16 protein-coding genes are annotated in these 18,567 nt (G+C 66.2%); 5 read left to right on the forward strand and 11 right to left on the reverse strand.

Annotated features, from left to right (window positions below; translation table 11 throughout):
- Positions 1-42 precede the first annotated feature (42 nt).
- Entirely contained in the window at positions 43-1,029 is a 987-nt protein-coding gene (gene cysK, locus AC1DYU_RS13845) for a cysteine synthase A (protein WP_158482779.1), read from the forward strand.
- A gap of 72 nt (positions 1,030-1,101) precedes the next feature.
- Here cysK and AC1DYU_RS13850 read toward each other — a convergent pair whose 3' ends face one another.
- The 9 genes from AC1DYU_RS13850 to ugpB all read right to left on the reverse strand — a co-directional run bounded on the left by AC1DYU_RS13850 (position 1,102) and on the right by ugpB (position 12,141).
- Positions 1,102-2,430, reverse strand: a complete 1,329-nt coding sequence (locus tag AC1DYU_RS13850) for a sensor histidine kinase (protein WP_476792127.1) — start codon at positions 2,428-2,430, stop codon at positions 1,102-1,104.
- Positions 2,431-2,568: 138 nt separating this feature from the next.
- A complete protein-coding gene (locus AC1DYU_RS13855) occupies positions 2,569-3,003 on the reverse strand; it encodes a hypothetical protein (protein WP_476792128.1) in 435 nt (144 codons plus the stop codon).
- Positions 3,004-3,007: 4 nt separating this feature from the next.
- Entirely contained in the window at positions 3,008-3,370 is a 363-nt protein-coding gene (locus AC1DYU_RS13860; protein ID WP_476792129.1) for a glycine zipper domain-containing protein, read from the reverse strand.
- 131 nt (positions 3,371-3,501) lie between these two features.
- Positions 3,502-4,638 carry an AI-2E family transporter gene (locus AC1DYU_RS13865; protein ID WP_476792130.1) on the reverse strand — a complete coding sequence of 379 codons (1,137 nt, stop codon included), beginning with the start codon at positions 4,636-4,638 and terminating at the stop codon, positions 3,502-3,504.
- 81 nt (positions 4,639-4,719) lie between these two features.
- On the reverse strand, positions 4,720-7,767 hold the full coding sequence (gene polA / locus AC1DYU_RS13870) for a DNA polymerase I (RefSeq protein WP_476792131.1): 3,048 nt from the start codon (positions 7,765-7,767) through the stop codon (positions 4,720-4,722).
- A 105-nt stretch (positions 7,768-7,872) separates the two neighbouring features.
- Positions 7,873-8,952 (reverse strand): sn-glycerol-3-phosphate import ATP-binding protein UgpC, encoded by a 1,080-nt coding sequence (locus AC1DYU_RS13875; protein WP_476792132.1) that lies wholly within the window; start codon positions 8,950-8,952, stop codon positions 7,873-7,875.
- A 7-nt stretch (positions 8,953-8,959) separates the two neighbouring features.
- A complete protein-coding gene (gene ugpE / locus AC1DYU_RS13880; protein ID WP_476792133.1) occupies positions 8,960-9,808 on the reverse strand; it encodes a sn-glycerol-3-phosphate ABC transporter permease UgpE in 849 nt (282 codons plus the stop codon).
- Positions 9,808-10,689 (reverse strand): sn-glycerol-3-phosphate ABC transporter permease UgpA, encoded by an 882-nt coding sequence (gene ugpA / locus AC1DYU_RS13885; protein WP_158482771.1) that lies wholly within the window; start codon positions 10,687-10,689, stop codon positions 9,808-9,810. The genes ugpE and ugpA overlap by 1 nt, the downstream gene beginning before the upstream one ends.
- A gap of 153 nt (positions 10,690-10,842) precedes the next feature.
- Entirely contained in the window at positions 10,843-12,141 is a 1,299-nt protein-coding gene (gene ugpB / locus AC1DYU_RS13890; protein WP_476792400.1) for a sn-glycerol-3-phosphate ABC transporter substrate-binding protein UgpB, read from the reverse strand.
- Between the two features lie 236 nt (positions 12,142-12,377).
- On the opposite strand from ugpB, the gene AC1DYU_RS13895 reads away from it, so the two are divergent.
- From AC1DYU_RS13895 to AC1DYU_RS13905, 3 genes are read left to right on the forward strand one after another with little or no spacing between them, the layout of a single operon-like run.
- Positions 12,378-13,556: a fumarylacetoacetate hydrolase family protein gene (locus AC1DYU_RS13895; protein ID WP_476792134.1), complete on the forward strand. Its 1,179-nt coding sequence runs from the start codon at positions 12,378-12,380 to the stop codon at positions 13,554-13,556.
- Positions 13,553-14,482 (forward strand): carbohydrate kinase family protein, encoded by a 930-nt coding sequence (locus tag AC1DYU_RS13900; protein ID WP_476792135.1) that lies wholly within the window; start codon positions 13,553-13,555, stop codon positions 14,480-14,482. The genes AC1DYU_RS13895 and AC1DYU_RS13900 overlap by 4 nt, the downstream gene beginning before the upstream one ends.
- Before the next feature lie 16 nt (positions 14,483-14,498).
- Entirely contained in the window at positions 14,499-15,518 is a 1,020-nt protein-coding gene (locus tag AC1DYU_RS13905) for a proline racemase family protein (RefSeq protein ID WP_476792136.1), read from the forward strand.
- A gap of 43 nt (positions 15,519-15,561) precedes the next feature.
- Here AC1DYU_RS13905 and AC1DYU_RS13910 read toward each other — a convergent pair whose 3' ends face one another.
- Together AC1DYU_RS13910 and AC1DYU_RS13915 are read right to left on the reverse strand one after the other, a co-directional pair.
- On the reverse strand, positions 15,562-16,458 hold the full coding sequence (locus tag AC1DYU_RS13910) for a methylated-DNA--[protein]-cysteine S-methyltransferase (RefSeq protein WP_476792401.1): 897 nt from the start codon (positions 16,456-16,458) through the stop codon (positions 15,562-15,564).
- 167 nt (positions 16,459-16,625) lie between these two features.
- Positions 16,626-17,528: a LysR family transcriptional regulator gene (locus AC1DYU_RS13915; protein ID WP_476792137.1), complete on the reverse strand. Its 903-nt coding sequence runs from the start codon at positions 17,526-17,528 to the stop codon at positions 16,626-16,628.
- Between the two features lie 114 nt (positions 17,529-17,642).
- On the opposite strand from AC1DYU_RS13915, the gene AC1DYU_RS13920 reads away from it, so the two are divergent.
- A complete protein-coding gene (locus tag AC1DYU_RS13920) occupies positions 17,643-18,560 on the forward strand; it encodes an alpha/beta fold hydrolase (protein ID WP_476792138.1) in 918 nt (305 codons plus the stop codon).
- The last annotated feature ends 7 nt before the right edge of the window (positions 18,561-18,567 follow it).

The raw sequence follows: 18,567 nt of genomic DNA on the forward strand, positions 1-18,567 counted from the left end.
CCCCAATCGACGGCACCAGACCGACGCTTCAAGGAGAATCCCATGACTGAGGCAGCGCGCAAGCTCGAGACCGCCCCGGCGAAGGAGCCGGGCCGAGGCCGGGTCTATGATTCGATCACCGACACCATCGGCGATACCCCGCTGGTCAAGCTGAACCGCCTGCCGGCCGAACGCGGCGTCAAGGCGACGATCTTGGCCAAGCTCGAATTCTTCAATCCGATCTCCAGCGTCAAGGACCGCATCGGCGTCAACATGATCGACGCCTTGGAGGCGTCGGGCGCGCTCAAGCCGGGTGGTACGCTGATCGAGCCGACCTCCGGCAACACCGGCATCGCGCTCGCCTTTGTGGCGGCCGCGCGCGGCTATCGGCTGATCCTGGTGATGCCCGAGACGATGTCGCTTGAGCGCCGCAAGATGCTGGCGCTGCTCGGCGCCGAACTCGTGCTGACGCCCGGCCCCGGCGGCATGCGCGGCTCGATCGCCAAGGCCGAGGAGTTGAGGGCAGAGATTCCGGGCTCGATCATCCCGCAGCAGTTCGAGAATCCGCACAATCCGGAGATTCACCGCAAGACGACCGCGCTGGAGATCTGGAACGACACCCAGGGCAAGGTCGACATCTTCATCTCCGGCGTCGGCACGGGCGGCACCATCACCGGTGTCGGCCAGGTGCTGAAGGCCAAGAATCCGAATGTGAAGATCGTCGCCGTCGAGCCCGAGGATTCTCCGGTGCTGTCGGGCGGTGCGCCCGGCCCGCATAAGATCCAGGGCATCGGCGCGGGCTTCGTGCCCGGCATCCTCGACCGTTCGGTGATCGACGAGGTCGTGACGGTCGGCAACCAGACCGCCTTCGAGACAGCGCGGGCGCTGGCCAAGTTCGAAGGCATTCCGGCCGGCATCTCCTCGGGCGCCGCTATCGCGGCGGCGCTGGAAGTCGGCGCGCGGCCGGAGAATGCCGGCAAGACGATCGTGGTGGTGATCCCCTCCTTCGCCGAGCGCTACATCTCGAGCGCCCTGTTCGAGGGGCTGTGACGGCCTGACCGGCAATGAACGCACGATACAGAGGGAGGCCCGGTCCAACGACCGGGCCTGTTTCGTTTCGGCTCAGTCCCGCTTCGGAAAAGTCAGCGTCACGCAGGTGCCGGGACGGCTGGATGCGGGGTCGAGCGGGGCGGAGGTCATGGTCGCCTGCATGCTTCTGAGCAGGCTTGCGATGACGGTCTGGCCAAGACCCTTGGTCTCGATCTCGGCGGGCATGCCGACGCCGTCATCCTCGACCGAGAGAGCCAGTGCGGGCGCACCCTCCAGATCCGTTTCCTCGAAGCGGATCACGATCTTGCCCGGCATGCCGTCCGAAAAGGCGTGCTTGATCGCGTTCGTCACCAGTTCGTTGACGATGACCACGAAGGACACGGCGTCGCGGCCAGGCAGCCGGATCGCGTCCATGGCGAGCGTCACCTCAATCGGGCGCCCCTCGGCCGCCTTGCCGATTTCGGCCAGCAGATCCTCCATATAGGCCCGCGCGTCGATCTCGTCGGTCTCGATGTCCAGGCGGAGCCGCCGCTGCCCGGCGGCGATGGCCTGGATCCGCGACTGCGCTTGCTGGAGGGCCATCCGAACGGCCGGCTCGCGGCTCTGTCGGCTCTGGACGTTGAGCAAGGCGGAAACCATGGCGAGGTTGTTGCCGACGCGATGATTGACGTCGCGCAGCAGGGCCTCGATCCGCAGGCGCTCGTTTTCGAGTTCCCGCGTGCGCTCGCTGACGATCTGCTCGAGCTGGGCGTTGCTCACCGCCAGCGACAGGCTGCGGCGCTGCCGGGTGCGCAATTGCTGCCAGGCGGCAAAGGCGAGGCCGGCCAACGCCACGACGATGCCGATGCTCGCCAGCAGGCGGCGGCGCTCCTCGTTGCGGTTGAGGGAGACCAGCCGAATGTTCTCGGCCAGCTGGATCTGCTGGACGCTATCGCGCAGCGCATCCATGGCGCTGATACCCTGGCCCTGCCGGATCATGGCAAGCGCCTCGCTTTGGCGGCCGTCGCGCGTGAGGCCCACCGTCGCGTCGAGTTCCGCGAGCTTGCGTTCCATGGGCTCGCGAAGCGCGGCGACGCGCTGCTTCTGCAGCGGGTCGGTCTCCACGAGGCGCTCGAGCATCTCCAGGGCCGGTACGACGGCGCTGCGACCGTTCGTGAACGGAACCAGATAGCTCGCGGTTCCCGTCAGCATGTAGCCGCGCTGGCCGGTTTCGGTATCGCGCAAATGGCCGAGGAAGCGCTCGGCGTTTTCGCGGACGGCGATCGCGCGGGATACGCGCTCGGCCGTGTTCTGGGCCTGCTGATTGATCCAGGCTGCCAGCAGAACCGAAACCGCGACGACACCGATCGCGATGACCGTGGTCGTGGCTGAGCGCAGGCGCGCTCGAACCGCCGGTATCATGGGAATCGAAAAGCGATCGCGGGGCCTCACCTGTGCAAGCATAGAAACCGTGTTACAGGACGGCACCCACAATCCCTATGTAAAAAGACACGCAGCAGCCATGCCCGGACGGCCGGCTTGCCAATTCCGGCTGGAGCTTCATGCCTCGCTATCGTCATCACCGCCGGTAAAGAACTGCCGTCCGAGCAGGGCTCCGAGCACCACGACGCTGCCGACCAGCGCGACGCGCCAGCCGGTGCGGGATTTGACGCCGGACCCGATGAGCTTCGCGACCAGCGGGGCGGCGACGAGTGCGGTTGCGGCCATCGGCCGGGCGGGACGGCGGCGATTCTTGACGTAAAGCGCTCCGCCGAAGGCCACCAGCGCAGCCACGAGCAGACCACCCGCGATGAACAGGCTGGCTTCCGCCGTGCCGTAGCGCAGCGCCAGCACGGTGTGCAGCGCGCTCAGGGCGTAGCCGCCGGCGCAGAGCACCAGAAGGACGGCGAGCCCCATCAGCGCATAGACGATGACGTTGCGCCTGACGGCGCCGGAGATCTCCGACGCGATATAGGCTCCGATTCCCCCCAGCATCGTCTCAGCGCGCCGAGAGGAAGCCGACGAACAGGCCGACAGCCGCCGCCAGGCCTAGCGCACGCAAGGGCCGCTCGCGGATTTCGTCCTCGATCAGGCGCTGCAGATCGGTGGCCTGCTCCTTGGCGACATCGACCATCCGGTCGGTATCGACGCCAACCGAGCGCAGCTTCTCGCTGACGGTGGCAACCAGATCTTCTGCTCCCCGTGTCAGGCTGTCTTCGATCGCGCCGGCCTCGCGCTTGACGCGGGCAGCAGTCTGGCGTGCCTCGGCCGCGATGGTCTCGCCACCGGCAACGACGTCATCCTTGGCGCGCTTGACGGAGGCCGCGGCCTGACGTTTCGCGGAAGTGGTGGTGGTGGCCATGTCGCTTGTCCCCTGCATCGATCGGTCTCGGTTAAACGGGTCTCAAAAACGGTCGCTATCGCCGGAGAGTCGTGTCCGGACGAGCCTCTTGGGCAACGCATGCGGGCCGCGGCGGTTCCGTCCCGTCGCGCTCAGGCCGGCTGTCGCTCGGGCTGCGGATCACTCTGCTCCTCGGCCTGCGCCGCGCGGTAGCGGGCAAATTCCTCCTGCGCCACCATGGCGACGAGCAGGATCGGAGTCGAGAGGACGGCGCCGACCGGCCCCCACAGCCAGAGCCAGAAGATGAAACCGATGAACACCAGGAAGGGCGACACCGTCAGCCTGCTTCCGACGAAGACCGGCGTGACTGCATTGCCCTCGATCAGATGCATCGCGAAATAGGCGGCCGCCGGCCAGATCGCCGTCAGCAGGAACGGGGCATCGATCAACGCGCCGGCAAACAGCAGGACCGTGACGATGATCGGCCCGATGAAGGCGAGGTAATTCATGATGAAGGCGAGTGCGCCCCAGAAGATCGGGAAGGGCAGTCCTGCGAGCCAGGCGATCATCAGCGTCAGGACGCCCATGCCCAGGTTGATCAGCGTCACCAGCCCGAAATAGCGCGCGACACGGGTTTCGATCTCCTGAAAGAAAGCGCCGGCCGATTTGCGCGCGCCCCGGCCTAGGCAGAGGCGAAGCGCACGCGCCTTGAGGTGACGGCGCGTCGCCAGCCAGAAATAGACCGTGCCGACGAAGATCAGGAGCCCGCCGGCCGCCGCCGAGGACGACATCGCGATATCGACGAGCGGGTTGCCCTGGGAGACGCTGAGTTCGGCGCCGGTCTTGCCCATCAGCGAGCCGATGGCCTGCTTGGCCTCGTCCATCACCACGAAGACGCTGGCGAGCTTGGTCTTCAGCGCCGCCATCATCGCCGGCGCCTGGTCGCTCCAGCCGGCCACGGGGACGGCGAGCACCGTGATCGCAGCCATGATGAGCCCGAGAAAGAGCAGCACCACGATCGCGGCCGCCAGATGCTGCGGAATGCTGCGGCGGACCAGCCAGTCCACCGCCGGCCCGAGCACCAGGCCGAAGATGATCCCGGCGGTGATCGGCAGCGCGATGACCTTGGTCATGTAAAGCGAGGCGGTGGCGAGGATGACGAAGATGCCGATGATCGCATAGCGGACGATCAGGTCATGCTCGGAAGGCGTCACATCATTTTGGAGATCCTCGACCTCCGGTTCCGCCAAATAGCGCGGAAAGGGCTTCCAGGCCGATGAATTGAGCATGACTTCGGTTCCAACGCGCGCGAACCGCGCCCCCCGGCGCGTCACATCGATAAACGTTGGGCTATCAGCGAAGGTTCCGCTTCAGTGCGCCTCGTCCCAGTTGCCGGCGGCGCGGGCATCGACCTGGAGCGGGACCCTGAGCTGGACCGCCGGGTGGGGCGCCTCGACCATCACCCGGGTGATCACAGGCAGCGCCGCCTCGACCTGCGCGTCCGGCACCTCGAAGACCAGTTCGTCATGGACCTGCAGCAGCATGCGGACATCGAGTCTGGCTGCCGTAAGTGCATCCTCCATGCGGATCATGGCGCGGCGGATGATGTCCGCGGCCGAACCCTGGATCGGCGCATTGATCGCCTGGCGCTCGACGAAGGCACGTTCGGAGGGGTTCTTGGAGGCGACCGCCGGAAAATGGCAGATGCGCCCGAAGATCGTCTCGACATGGCCGTTGGCGCGCACGAAGGTCTTGGTCTGGTCCATATAGTCGCGGATGCCGGGGAAGCGCTCGAAATATTTGCGGATATAGGCGCTCGCCTCCTCGCGGCCGATGCCGAGCTGGTTCGCCAATCCGAAGGCCGAAATGCCGTAGATGATGCCGAAATTGATCGCCTTGGCGCGGCGGCGGACCTCGCTCGGCATGCCCTGCACGGGAACCCCGAACATCTCCGAGGCGGTCATCGCGTGGATGTCGATGCCATCGGCGAAGGCCTGACGGAGCTGCGGAATCTCGGCGATATGGGCGAGCAGGCGCAGTTCGATCTGGCTGTAATCGGCCGAGATCAACTTGTAGCCCTTCTCGGCAATGAAGGCCGTGCGGATCTTGCGGCCGGCCTCGGTGCGGATCGGGATGTTCTGCAGGTTCGGCTCGGACGAGGAGAGCCGGCCGGTGGTCGTCGCCGCGAGCGCATAGGAGGTGTGGACCCGGTTGGTCTGCGGATTCACATAGGCCGGCAGCGAGTCGGTATAGGTCGATTTCAGCTTGGAAAGCTGGCGCCATTCGAGGATTTTCGAGGGCAGCGGATGGCCCTGCTCGGCCAGGTCCTCAAGCACGCCGGCCCCGGTTGCCCATTGGCCGGTCGCGGTCTTCTTGGCGCCTGAAAGCCCCATCTTTCCGAACAGGACGTCGCCAAGCTGCTTAGGCGAGCCGATGGTGAACTTCTCGCCGGCGATCTCGTAGATCTCGTCCTCCAGCCGCGCCAGCGACTGCGCGAACTCGCCCGAAAGCCGCGACAGAATCTGGCGGTCGATCGAGATGCCGCGCGCCTCCATGCGGGCGAGCACGCCGATCAGCGGGCGCTCCAGCGTCTCGTAGACCGTGGTCCGCCCCTCGGCGGCGAGGCGCGGCTTCAGCGCCCGCCACAGGCGCAAGGTCACGTCGGCATCCTCGGCGGCATAGTCCGTCGCCTTGTCGAGCGCGACCTTGTCGAAGGTCACCTGCGCCTTGCCGGTGCCGGCGACCTGCCCGAAGGTGATCGTCTGGTGGCCGAGATGCAGCTCGGAGAGCCGGTCCATGCCATGGCTGTTGTTGCCGGCATCGAGCGCATAGGAGATCAGCATCGTGTCGTCGACAGGTGAGACCTCCAGCCCGTAGCGCTTCAGCAGGACGAGGTCGTATTTCAGGTTCTGGCCGATCTTGAGGACGCCGGGATCGCAGAGCAGGGGCTTCAGCGCCGCCAGCGCCTCGGCCAGCGGAATCTGGCCCTCCAGCGTGCCCTCGCCGAACAGATCGGTGCCGCCGCGATGCTGCAGCGGGATGTAGCAGGCGCGACCGGGAGCGACCGCCATGGAGACGCCGACGAGATCGGCCTGCATCGGATCGATGGCGCTGGTCTCGGTATCGATCGCGACCTGGCCAGCCTCATAGGCCCAGCCGATCCAGCGCTTCAGCCCGTCGAGATCGCGCACGCATTCATAGGCCGAGAGATCGATCTTGCTCGCGAGCGCCTCGTTCTTGCGTGCCGCGGCAAGCGCCGCCGGCTGCATCCAGCCCTCGCCGGCCGAGGCAGGCGATCCGCCGGGCTGCTCGGGCGCCAGAGGATCGAGCGTAGCGGGCACTGCGGGCCCGTCTGTCGTGGCATCAGCACCGACATAAAGCGCCTTGAGCTCGGCTGCCCGCGCGCCGCCCGGCGCCAGCGCCGCATCGGCGTCGATCGCCCCGACATCGGCGTCATAGGCCTCACCGACGCGCTTGGTGATGGTGGTGAACTCCATCGCCTTGAGGAAGGCGACGAGCCTGACCGGATCGGGCTGGCCGAGCGTCAGATGCGACAGCGGCGTCTCGACCACGACATCGTCGACCAAAGTGACGAGCTTGTGCGAGATGCGGATCTTCTCGACGATCTCGGGATTGGTCAGGGTCTCCCGGCGCTTGGGCTGCTTGATCTCGCCGGCACGGGCCAGCAGCGTATCGAGATCACCATATTCGCCGATGAGCTGGGCAGCCGTCTTGATGCCGATACCCGGCGCGCCCGGCACATTATCGGTGGCGTCGCCGGCGAGCGCCTGAACATCGGTGACCTTGTCGGGCATGACGCCGAAATATTCGACGACCTCGGGCTCGCCGATCCGGCGCTCGGCCCGGAAGCCCGCGCCCTTCTTGGCGTCGCCCGATGCGGGGTCGTACATGGCGACGCCCGGCCGCACGAGCTGCATCAGATCCTTGTCGGCCGAGACGATCAGCACGTCGGCGCCGGCTTGCCGAGCCTGTTTCGCATAGGTCGCGATCAGGTCGTCGGCCTCGTAGACATCCTGCTCGACCGGCAGCAGGCCGAAGGCGCGCACCGCCTCGCGCATCAGCGGGAATTGCGGGATGAGATCGGCTGGGGGCTCGGAGCGGTTGCCCTTATAGGCCGGGTAGATCGCCTTGCGGAACGAGTTCTCCGACTTGTCGAAGACGATCGCCAGATGCGTCGGCCGCACACCGAGCACGCCCTCGCGCACGAACTGGAACAGCTTTGTCGCAAACAGCCGGACCGCGCCCGAGGGCAAACCGTCCGAGCGGGCATTGTATTTCCGGTCCTGATTGATCGACTGGAAATAGGCCCGGAAGATGAAGTTCGAGCCGTCGACCAGGAAGAGATGGTCGCCGGGCTTCAGGTCCGGGGCGGTGGAGGTCGGGGCTGTCTCGCTCATGGCGCGGACCATAAGCGGACGGCGCAAGGCGGTCCATCGGCTGCGCGCGCCGATTCGCAAGAAGCTGTCAGGAGCGGGCGGGGCCTTGGCACGGAGTGCGCGACCTCAGACGCGCCCGAGCCTCGCGCCCGTCTTGGTATCGAAGACGTGCACGCGGTCGGGATCGACCGTGATCCAGATCCGCCCCGCCTGCGCCGCCACGACATCGGTCGCCGCCTGCATCACGAAGGGCAGGCCCGCGAGCTGGCCGTGGAAGAGCTGCGTCGCGCCCAGTTCCTCGATGAACTCGACATCGAAGGGCAGCGAGCCGGCCTGGCCCTCGGAGGCGATCTCGACATCCTCGGGCCGCAGGCCGATCTCGACCGGCGTCTGCACGGCTAGATCCTCACGCAGGTCGCGTGCCTCGAGGATGGCGTCGCCCAGCGCCACGATGCCGGGGCCGTCGATCGTGCCGGGCAGGATGTTCATCGGCGGCGAGCCGATGAAGGTCGCGACGAACTTGCTCGCCGGCTTCTTGTAGACCTCGGAGGGCAGGCCGATCTGCTCGACCTGGCCGCCATTCATCACCACGAGCTTGTCCGACAGCGTCATCGCCTCGACCTGGTCATGCGTGACGTAGATCGCGGTGACGCCAAGCGCGCGCTGCAGCTTCTTGATCTCGACGCGCATCTGCACGCGCAGCTTGGCGTCGAGATTGGAGAGCGGCTCGTCGAACAGGAAGACCTGCGGCTTGCGCACGATGGCGCGGCCCATCGCGACGCGTTGGCGCTGTCCGCCCGAGAGCTGGCGCGGCCGGCGCTCCAGCAGGTTCTCGATGGCGAGAATCCGCGCCGCTTCCTTGACGCGGGCGTCGATCTCGTCCTTCGGCGTGCCGCGATTGCGCAGGCCATAGGACATGTTCTCGTAGACGCTCATATGCGGGTAGAGCGCGTAGTTCTGGAACACCATGGCGATGTCGCGGTCGGCGGGGCCGATCTCGTTGACGATTCGCGTGCCGATCGAGACCTCGCCGGCCGAGATTGTCTCCAACCCCGCGACCATGCGCAAAAGCGTGGACTTGCCGCAGCCGGACGGGCCGACGAGGACGCAGAAGCCGCCATCGGGAATGTCGAACGACACGCCCTTCACGGCTTCGACGCCGCCGGGATAGATCTTCTTGACGTTGGTGAGGGTGACCTGGGCCATCGGCGATTTATTTCTCGGTTTCGACCAGGCCCTTCACGAAGAGCCTTTGCATCAGGATGACGACGAGCACGGGCGGCAGCATTGCGAGCATGGCTGTGGCCATGGCGAGCTGCCATTCGGTGAGGGCGTCGGAGGTGACGATCATCTTCTTGATCGCGATAACGATGGTCTGCATCGAGTCCTTGGTCGTCACCAGGAGCGGCCAGAGATACTGGTTCCAGCCATAGATGAACTGGATCACGAACAGGGCCGCGATGGTGGTGATCGAGAGCGGCACGACCGTGTCCTTGAAGAACCGGAACGGGCCGGCGCCGTCGATCCTGGACGCCTCCAGCAGCTCGTCGGGAATCGTCATGAAGAACTGCCGGAACAGCAGCGTGCCCGTCGCCGAGGCGATCAGCGGCACCGCCAGACCCTGATAGGTGTCCAGCATGCGCAGATCCGAGACGACCTTGAAGGTCGGGAAGATGCGTACCTCGACCGGCAGCATCAGCGTGACGAAGATGATCCAGAACGCCGCCATCCGGAACGGGAAGCGGTAATAGACCACCGCATAGGCCGAGAGCACCGAGATGAAGATTTTCCCGAGCGCGATCGCCATCGCCATGACGAAGGAGTTTAGCATCATGCCCAGCACCGGCTCGCGGGTCGTACTCGAGGTGCCGATGAACAGGATTCGGTTGTAGTTCTCGAAGAAGTACGGTCCCGGATAGAGCGGCAGCTTGCCGTTGATGATGGTCGCGGCATCCCAGGTCGAGGCGACGAAGGTCAGCCAGACCGGGAAGGCGACGATCAGCACGCCGATCGACAGGATGACATAGGCGATGAAATCGCCGAGGCGGCGGTCCTCGACCATCAGTAGTTCACCTTGCGCTCGATGAAACGGAACTGCACCGCCGTCATGCCGATGACCATGATCAGCAGGATGACCGATTGCGCCGCCGAGCCGCCGAGGTTCGAGCCGCCCTTGCCGTCCGAAAAGACCTTGTAGACCAGCGTCTCGGTCGCGCCCGAGGGACCGCCGCCGGTGATTGTGTCGATGATGCCGAAGGTGTCGAAGAAGACGTAGACGATGTTGACGACCAGCAGGAAGAAGGTTGTCGGCGAGAGCAGCGGGAAGATAATCGTCCAAAAGCGTCGCATCGGCCGGGCGCCGTCGATCACGGCGGCCTCGATCACGCTCTTGGGAATCGACTGCAGGCCCGCGAGGAAGAACAGGAAATTGTAGCTGATCTGCTTCCAGGTCGCGGCGAGGATGACGAGCAGCATCGCATCATTGCCGTTGAGGCGTGGATTCCAGGCGATGCCCATGGTGGACAGCCCGCGCGCCAGCATGCCGAGCGAGGGATCGAACATGAACAGCCAGAGCACGCCGGCAACCGCAGGCGCCACCGCATAGGGCCAGATAAGCAGGGTCTTGTAGACCTCAGCGCCCCGGATCTGCCGATCCGCCATCACCGCGAAGAGCAAGGCGATGGAGAGCGAGAGCACGCAGACGAAGCTGGAGAAGATCGCGGTGTTGATGAAGGCCTTCAGATAGCCAGGATCGGAAAACAGCGCCTGATAATTCTCGAACCAGACGAATTCGGTCGAGGTGCCGAAGGCGTCCTGCAGCAGGAAGGACTGCCAGACGGCCTGGCTCGCCGGCCAGTAGAAGAACACGACGGTGATCGCCAGCTGCGGCAGGAGCAGCAACAGCGGGACGGTCAGGCCGGTGAAATAGGCATTCTTCTGCATGGAGCACTACTCGTGTCATTCCGGGGCTTCGCGGAGCGAAGAACCCGGAACCCACGACCGGGTGAGAGATGTCAACGGGGCAACCCGAGTGGCCTGCCCCGTCGTGGGTTCCGGGTTCGGCCCATTCGGGCCGCCCCGGAATGACGAAGAAGCTCAGCGCGAGGCGGTCCGTTCGAACTGCCGCAGCATCTGGTTGCCGCGTTCGACAGCCGCATCCAGAGCCGCCTTGGGTGTCTTCTGCCCGTTCAGCGCCGCTTCCAGCTCTTCCGACCAGATGTCGCGGATCTGGACCAGGCTGCCATAACGCAGGCCGCGCGAATTCTCGGTCGGCTCCTTGTTGTTCAGCTCCAGGATCGGCGTCTCGAGATAGGGCTTGTCCTTGTAGAAGCCGGAGGCCTTCACCTTCTCATAGGCCGCCTTGGTGATCGGCAGATAGCCCGATTCCGTGTGCAGCTTCACCTGACGATCGACATTCGACAGGAAGGTGAAGAACTTGGCGACACCCTTGTACTCGTCGGGCTTCTTGCCGCCCATCACCCACAGCGAGGCACCGCCGATGATCGAGTTCTGTGGTGCGCCCTGCACGTCGGGATAATACGGCATCGGGGCGTTGGCCCAGTCGAACTTGGCGTTCGCCTTGACGTTGCCGAAGAAGCCCGACGAGGTCAGGAAGATCGGGCATTCGCCGGAGGTGAAGCGCCCCTCGCCGCCATTGGTGCGGCCGGAATAGTCATAGACACCCTGCTTCTGCAGATCGACCAGGTTGGTCCAGTGCTTCAGGAACGCCGGGCTGTTGAAGTTCAGGACCGCGTCGAAGCCGTCCAGTCCGTTGGCCTTGGTCGAGAGCGAGACATTGTGCCAGGCGCCGAACTGCTCGATGTTCGCCCAGGTCGCCCAGGCGTTCGAGAAGCCGCATTTTTCGAAGCCGGAAGCCTTCAGCTTCTTGGCGGCCTCGAACACCTCGGGCCAGGTCTTGGGCGGCGCTTCCGGGTTCAGGCCGGCCTTCTTGAAGGCGTCCTTGTTGTACCACATCACCATCGAGGAGGAGTTGAACGGCATCGAGAGCATGTCGCCCTTGGCCGTCGAGTAGTAGCCGGTGATGGCGGGCAGATAGGCCTTCGGGTCGAAGGTCTCGCCGGCATCCTTCATCAATTCGAAGACGGGCTTCACGGCGCCCTTGGCCGACATCATCGTGCCGGTGCCAACCTCGAAGACCTGCAGGATATGCGGCGCGGTGCCAGCGCGGAAGGCTGCGATCCCGGCGTTCAGCGCGTCGGGATAGGAGCCTTTATAGGCGGGGACGACCTTGTAGTCCTTCTGCGAGGCGTTGAAATCCTCTGCCAGCTTGACGACGACGTCGTTGTTGGCGCCGGTCAGCGCATGCCACCACTGGATTTCGGTCTGGGCCACGGCAGGTGCGGCGCCGGCGAGCGCGAACGCCGCGACGGACATCAGAATACGTGATTTCACTGTCATCTTCCATCTCCCTTCCGCCCTCGGTTCGCTCTGGGCGGCTGTTCTTGTTGGTGCGCAAGCTAGCATGAAGGCCGGGCGACGTTTCAATGACAAAATGATGACAGTGGCAAGCCGCCGCTCTGTCGCCCGGCCTCGGGCGGGAAGGGTCTTGCGTATTGGGCCGGAAGCGGCTGTTCTCCCCGCCCACCCAGTCGTTCGACGGATCCCCAGCCATGCCGCGCTTTTCGCTGACGCCAGACCAGACCCTGCCGAAGGATGCCGGCGATGCAACTCTGCTCGGCCGCGTCTGGCGTCCCGATGTCGCGGGGCCGGCCATCGTCACCCTGCGCGGCGATGCACTGGTCGATGTCAGCCGAGCCTTCCCGACCAGCCGCGACCTCTGCGAGGCGAAGGATCCCGCCGCCGAGTTGCGCGCGGCAGAAGGCGAGCCGATCGGGACGCTTGCGGACATTCTGGCGAACACGCCCATCGATGGCCGCGATACGGGCGAGCCCTGGCTGCTGTCGCCGCTCGATCTCCAGGCGGTGAAGGCGGCCGGCGTCACCTTCGCCATCTCGATGCTGGAGCGCGTCATCGAGGAGAAGGCGCGCGGCAATCCCGAAGCGGCGGTCGCCATTCGCGAGGAGATCGAAAAGCTGATCGGCGACGATCTCTCGAAGCTGAAGCCCGGCTCGCCCGAGGCGATGCAGCTCAAGGACGTGCTGATCAAGCAGGGCGCCTGGAGCCAGTATCTCGAGGTCGGCATCGGGCCGGACGCCGAGATCTTCACCAAGGCCCCGCCGATGTCCTCGGTGGGCACCGGCTTCGACGCTGGCCTGCATCCGATCTCGACCTGGAACAACCCCGAGCCGGAGGTCGTGCTGATCGTGGCCTCCGATGGCCGCATCGTGGGCGCCACGCTCGGCAACGACGTCAATTTGCGCGATGTCGAGGGCCGCTCGGCGCTTCTGCTGGGCAAGGCCAAGGACAACAACGCCGCGGCCGCCATCGGCCCGTTCATCCGCTTGTTCGATGCCGCCTTCACGCTCGACCATATCAGAAACACCACGGTCACCCTGACGGTCGAGGGCGAGGACGATTTCACGCTGGAGGGCTCGTCGTCGATCGCCAAGATCAGCCGCGATCCGGCCGATCTCGCAAGCCAGATGCTGAACGCCAATCATCAGTATCCCGACGGTGCGGCGCTCTATCTCGGCACCATGTTCGCACCCATCAAAGATCGCGACACGCCGGGCGGCGGCTTCACCCATAAATACGGCGACATCGTCACCATCGCCGCGCCCGAGCTCGGCGCCCTGGTCAACCGCATGCGCCGCAGCGACGAATGCGAGCCCTGGACCTTCGGCGCCTCGCATCTGATGCGCAGCCTGGCGAAGCGCGGCCTGCTGTGAGTGCAGCCGACATCCTCGTCGTCGGCGAGGCGATCGGCGACTTCATCCCGCGCGATGCGGAAGGCCGGCACTACGAGGCGGTGCTCGGCGGCTCCGGCTTCAACGCGGCGCTGGCGCTCGCCCGTTTCGGCGCGAAGCCAGCTTATGCCGGACCGCTCTCCACCGACGCGCTCGGCCGCCGCTTCCGCGCCGCGCTGCTGGCGGAAGGCATCGGCACCGCGCTCATCCACGACAGCCCCTTGCCGACGGCCATCGCCATCGTCTCCCCGCTTGGACCCGGCGGCGTGCCCGAATTCGGCTTGCATCTCGATGGCACGGCCCATGCCGAGCCGGAGGGGACGCCGCGCCAGATGCCGCAAGGCGCGGTGCATCTCCACGCCGCCTCCTTCGGCGCGACGATCGGTCCTTCCGGCGAGGCCGCAGGACGTCTCGCCGCCAGCGCCCGCGAGGCCGGCGCGACCGTCAGCTACGACGTCAACATCCGCGCCTCCATTCTGCCGGAGCGGGAGCGGGCGCTTCCCCTGATCGAGGCGCGCATCGCCCAGGCCGATGTCGTCAAGGCGAGCCTGGACGACCTCGCCTGGCTCCATCCCGGCGAGCCGGCCGAGCGGATCGCCCGGCGCTGGCACGGTCTCGGCGCGCGTCTCGTGCTGGTCACGCAAGGGCCGGACGGCGCTGTTTGTTACGGCCGGGATACAGCGCTGACGGCGTCGGCGCTGCCGGTGATCGTTGCGGACACGGTGGGCGCGGGCGATACCTTCATCGGCGGCTTTCTTGCGGTGCTGGCGGCACGCGGCAGGCTCGGGGCAGGCTTCGCCGCCGCAACCCAGGACGATCTCCAGGCTGCGCTGGTCTTCGCCTGCGCCGTCGCGGCCGATGGCTGCACGCGGCCCGGCTGCGATCCGCCGCGCCGAACCGCCACCTGACACCGGAACCGCGACGATGCACTTGGGCTATCTCGACTATCACACCTGCGGCGAGCCGGTTCGCATCGTCACATCGGGCTATCCCGAGCTTAAGGGCGCGACGATCCTCGAAAAGCGCCGCGATGCCCGCGAGAACCACGATCATCTGCGCCGGGCGATGATGCTGGAGCCGCGCGGCCATGCCGGCATGTATGGCGTGATCCCGGTCGCCGCCTCGCATCCCGATGCGGCTTTCGGCGTGCTGTTCACCCACAACGAGGGCTATTCGACCATGTGCGGCCACGCGACCATCGCGCTCGGCCGCTATGCCATCGAGCACGGGCTGGTGCCCGCGGTCGAGCCCGTCACCCGCTTTGCCATCGAGGCGCCTTGCGGCCTGCTGCGGCTGGAATGTGCAGTGCGCGGCCGCAAGGTCGAAAGCGTCGTCTTCGAGAGCGTGCCGGCCTTCGTCTTCGCACGGGATCTCGTCGTCGAGGTGCCGGGCTTCGGCGCGATCACCACCGACATCGCCTATGGCGGCGCCTTCTACTGCATCCTGCCGGCCTCGCGCTTCGCGCTCGATCTGTTCGATACGCCCGTCGCGACGCTGACCGATGCGGCCGCAGCCCTCACCGACAGGGTCCGTTCGACGCTCGCCATCACGCATCCGACCGAGCCTGATCTCGGCTTCCTCTATGGCACGATCGTCACCGACGAGGCCGGCCCTCGCGAGGACAGTTTCAATCTCTGCATCTTCGCGGAAGCGCAGATCGACCGTTCGCCGACCGGCTCCGGCGTCACCGCGCGCATGGCGCTGGACCATGCCAAGGGGCTCGTCGCAGCCGGACAGACGCGGCGTTTCCGCAGCATCACCGGCGGGACGTTTACAGGCCGTGTATTGGAAGAGGTTGAAGGTCCTGTGCCCGGCGCCGTCACTGTCGCCGTCGGCGGCGCCGGCTATTTCGCCGGCGAGGGGACATTCGTCATCGAGGCGGACGATCCGCTGCGCCATGGCTTCGCTCTGCCCGCGTGCTTCGCTGAGATCATCGGCGGCTAACCCGGCCTGGAACGCGATTTCGGCAGTTCGAGGGGCCGACGTCTCAGGCGGCCGCCGTCTGGCCGGCCTCCCAGCCGAGGATGGCGCGCTTGCGGGTCAGGCCCCAATGGTAGCCGGTCAGCGCGCCGGATTTGCCGATGACGCGGTGGCAGGGCACCACGAAGGAGATCGGGTTCTTGCCGACCGCCATGCCGACAGCGCGCGCTGCCGTCGGCTTGCCGATCTGGCAGGCGACATCGCCATAGGTCGTGGCGCGCCCGACCGGAATCCGCAGCAGCGTCTCCCAGACGCGCACCTCGAAATCCGTACCGATCAGCACGACGCGCAGCGGCCTCTCGGCCGCCCACGCCTTTGGATCGAAGATACGCGCCGCATAGGGTGCCGTGGCCTTCGGGTCGAAGCGGTAATCGGCATGCGGCCAGCGCCGCATCATGTCGGCCAGCGCCTCCGCCCGCCCGCCGACGACCTTGCCGCCATCGAGCCTGTCGGACACCCAGCCGAGCCCGGCAAGCCCGCGCTCAGTCGTCACGACCAGCGCCTCGCCGAAGGGGGAGGCGTGGAAGCCATAGGCCAGAGATAGGCCGCCGCCGCCGGCCTTCCATTCGCCCGGCGACATCGCCTCATGCGTCACGAAGAGGTCATGCAGCCGGCCGGGTCCCGACAGCCCGACCTCCAGCGCCGTATCGAGCACGCTGGCCGACGCGCCGAGCAGGCCCTTGGCATGGTCGAGCGTGATCGCCTGCAGGAAGGCCTTGGGGGTCAGGCCGCACCAGCGCCGGAACAGGTGGTGGACATCTGTCGGCGTCGCGCCGGCGGCCTCCGCGATCGCCTCGATCGTCGGCTGCGCGCGCCAGTTCTCGGTGATGTAGGCAAGGATGCGCCGCACCGTGTCGTAGTCGGAGCCCGGCGCGACGGAGGGGAAATCGGCCTCGGCCGGCATCGCCTCGGTGGCGCGCGCCAGCACGGCGTTGGAAAAACGGGTCGGCGTCATCACGCCGAGCTTCTGGATATGAGCGGTCATCGCTGTCACCTTCTCATCATTGGTCATGATGTGAAACTAGGCTTTGGGCGAGGTCGATCCCACCCGAAAGCTGGCAAACCTGCCGTCTAGGCGCCTTGCTCCCAATAGGGCGGCGTGCCGAAACTCCGGCGCAGATGCTCGGTCAGGGCCGCGATCTTCGCCGAAGGGCTGCGCTGGCTCGGATAGGCGAGATGGACGTCGGCGCCCTCGGCCTCAAGACCGATATCGACGACGCTCAACGCGCCGCGCGCCAGCTCCGGATGGATCATGAAGGTCGGCAGCAGGGTGATGCCGGCGCCAGCCAGCGCGGCGTCCCGCATCATCAGGCCGTTGTTGACCCGCACCGCGGCGGTCGGGCGCGCGATAACCACGCCATTTGGCCCCTCGAAACGCCAGTCGGTGTCGCGGTTGGCGTAGAGGATGGCGCGATGCCGGCTCAGTTCGGAGGCAGAAGCCGGCTGGCCATGGCGTTCGAGATAGGCCGGCGAGGCGGCGAGCACACGGCTGCTGCTGGCGAGATGGCGCACCACGAGACGGGTGTCGTGGACCTTGCCATGCCGGATCACCGCGTCGAACCCGTCGGCGCTGGCATCGACGAAGCGGTCGTCGAGTTCGAGATTCAGCGCGATCTCGGGATGGGCGGCGAGGAAGGGATAGAGTGCGGGCCCCAGATGCAGGATGCCGAAGCTCACCGGCGCGGATAATCGCAAGGGCCCCGCCAGCGCGCCGCGCCGTTCGGCCAACTCGCCGATCGCCTCCTCGGCGTCGCGCAGCAGGTTGCGGCCGCGCGCCAGAAACGTCAGCCCGTTCTCCGTCAGCGAGAGCTTGCGCGTCGTCCGTTGCAGCAGTCGCGCGCCGAGGCTGCGTTCGAGTTCGGCGAGGCGTTCGCTGACGACCGATTTCGCCAGGCCCATGCGCCGTCCCGCAGCGGTGATCGAACCCGCCTCGGCCACGGCAATGAAGGCTGCGACACCGTCGAGCTTGAGCATTGTTCGGCAATTCCGGAAGCCAATTTCGCCATTAGACGGCTATGACCGACGCCATGGCAAGCTCATTCTCTCGGTCGAGCCGGCGATCCGCCGGACGCATTTGGGGGATATGACATGTTTCGATTTCTGGCCTCCGTGATTGGCTTTGCAGTCCTGGTAGCGCCCGCAGCCGCGCAGGTCGTCGCATTCCCGCCGAGCTTCAAGACGCAGGCGATCAAGGCCAACGGCACGACGATCCATGTGCGCGTCGGCGGCAAGGGACCGGCGGTCGTCCTGCTGCATGGCTATGGCGAGACCGGCGACATGTGGGGTCCGATGGCTGCCGATCTCGCTCGCGACCACACCGTCGTCGTGCCCGACCTGCGCGGCATGGGGCTCTCATCGAGGGCGCCGGGCGGCTACGACAAGAAGACGCAAGGCGCCGATGTCGCCGGCGTTCTCGATGCGCTGAAGATCGGCAAGGTCGACCTGGTGACGCACGATATCGGCAACATGGTCGGCTACGCCTTTGCCGCCCAAAATCGTGACCGCGTCACGAAATTCGTGTTGATCGATGCGCCGCTGCCGGGTGTCGGCCCCTGGGAGGAGATCCTCAAGAACCCGCTGCTCTGGCATTTCCGCTTCGGTGGCCCCGACATGGAACGCCTCGTCGCCGGCCGCGAGCGCATCTATCTCGACCGCTTCTGGAACGAGTTCTCCGCGACGCCCAGCCGCTTCACCGAAGCCTCGCGGAAGCATTATGCCGCGCTCTACGCCAAGCCGGGCGCGATGCATGCCGGCTTCGCCCAATTCGCCGCCTTCGACCAGGACGCGACCGACAACAAGGTCTTCGTCGCGGCGGGCAAGCTCACCATGCCGGTGCTGGCTTTGGGTGGCGAGAAATCCTTCGGGCTGACCATGGCCGAGGTGATGAAGTTCGCCGCCAGCAATGTGCAGGGTGCGGTCGTGCCCGACTCCGGCCACTGGATCATGGAGGAGAACCCCACCGCGACGGTCAAGCTCGTCCGGACCTTCCTCGACGCCAAGCCCTGAAGACGGC

The organism is Allobosea sp. P2_B12 (assembly GCF_056404835.1).

Excerpts from the sequence above, each read along its gene's own strand:
- cysK (WP_158482779.1), top strand. The coding sequence starts at position 43 with ATGACTGAGGCAGCGCGCAAGCTCGAGACCGCCCCGGCGAAGGAGCCG.
- AC1DYU_RS13850 (WP_476792127.1), bottom strand. The coding sequence starts at position 2,430 with ATGATACCGGCGGTTCGAGCGCGCCTGCGCTCAGCCACGACCACGGTC.
- AC1DYU_RS13855 (WP_476792128.1), bottom strand. The coding sequence starts at position 3,003 with ATGCTGGGGGGAATCGGAGCCTATATCGCGTCGGAGATCTCCGGCGCC.
- AC1DYU_RS13860 (WP_476792129.1), bottom strand. The coding sequence starts at position 3,370 with ATGGCCACCACCACCACTTCCGCGAAACGTCAGGCCGCGGCCTCCGTC.
- AC1DYU_RS13865 (WP_476792130.1), bottom strand. The coding sequence starts at position 4,638 with ATGCTCAATTCATCGGCCTGGAAGCCCTTTCCGCGCTATTTGGCGGAA.
- polA (WP_476792131.1), bottom strand. The coding sequence starts at position 7,767 with ATGAGCGAGACAGCCCCGACCTCCACCGCCCCGGACCTGAAGCCCGGC.
- AC1DYU_RS13875 (WP_476792132.1), bottom strand. The coding sequence starts at position 8,952 with ATGGCCCAGGTCACCCTCACCAACGTCAAGAAGATCTATCCCGGCGGC.
- ugpE (WP_476792133.1), bottom strand. The coding sequence starts at position 9,808 with ATGGTCGAGGACCGCCGCCTCGGCGATTTCATCGCCTATGTCATCCTG.
- ugpA (WP_158482771.1), bottom strand. The coding sequence starts at position 10,689 with ATGCAGAAGAATGCCTATTTCACCGGCCTGACCGTCCCGCTGTTGCTG.
- ugpB (WP_476792400.1), bottom strand. The coding sequence starts at position 12,141 with ATGTCCGTCGCGGCGTTCGCGCTCGCCGGCGCCGCACCTGCCGTGGCC.
- AC1DYU_RS13895 (WP_476792134.1), top strand. The coding sequence starts at position 12,378 with ATGCCGCGCTTTTCGCTGACGCCAGACCAGACCCTGCCGAAGGATGCC.
- AC1DYU_RS13905 (WP_476792136.1), top strand. The coding sequence starts at position 14,499 with ATGCACTTGGGCTATCTCGACTATCACACCTGCGGCGAGCCGGTTCGC.
- AC1DYU_RS13910 (WP_476792401.1), bottom strand. The coding sequence starts at position 16,458 with ATGCCGGCCGAGGCCGATTTCCCCTCCGTCGCGCCGGGCTCCGACTAC.
- AC1DYU_RS13915 (WP_476792137.1), bottom strand. The coding sequence starts at position 17,528 with ATGCTCAAGCTCGACGGTGTCGCAGCCTTCATTGCCGTGGCCGAGGCG.
- AC1DYU_RS13920 (WP_476792138.1), top strand. The coding sequence starts at position 17,643 with ATGTTTCGATTTCTGGCCTCCGTGATTGGCTTTGCAGTCCTGGTAGCG.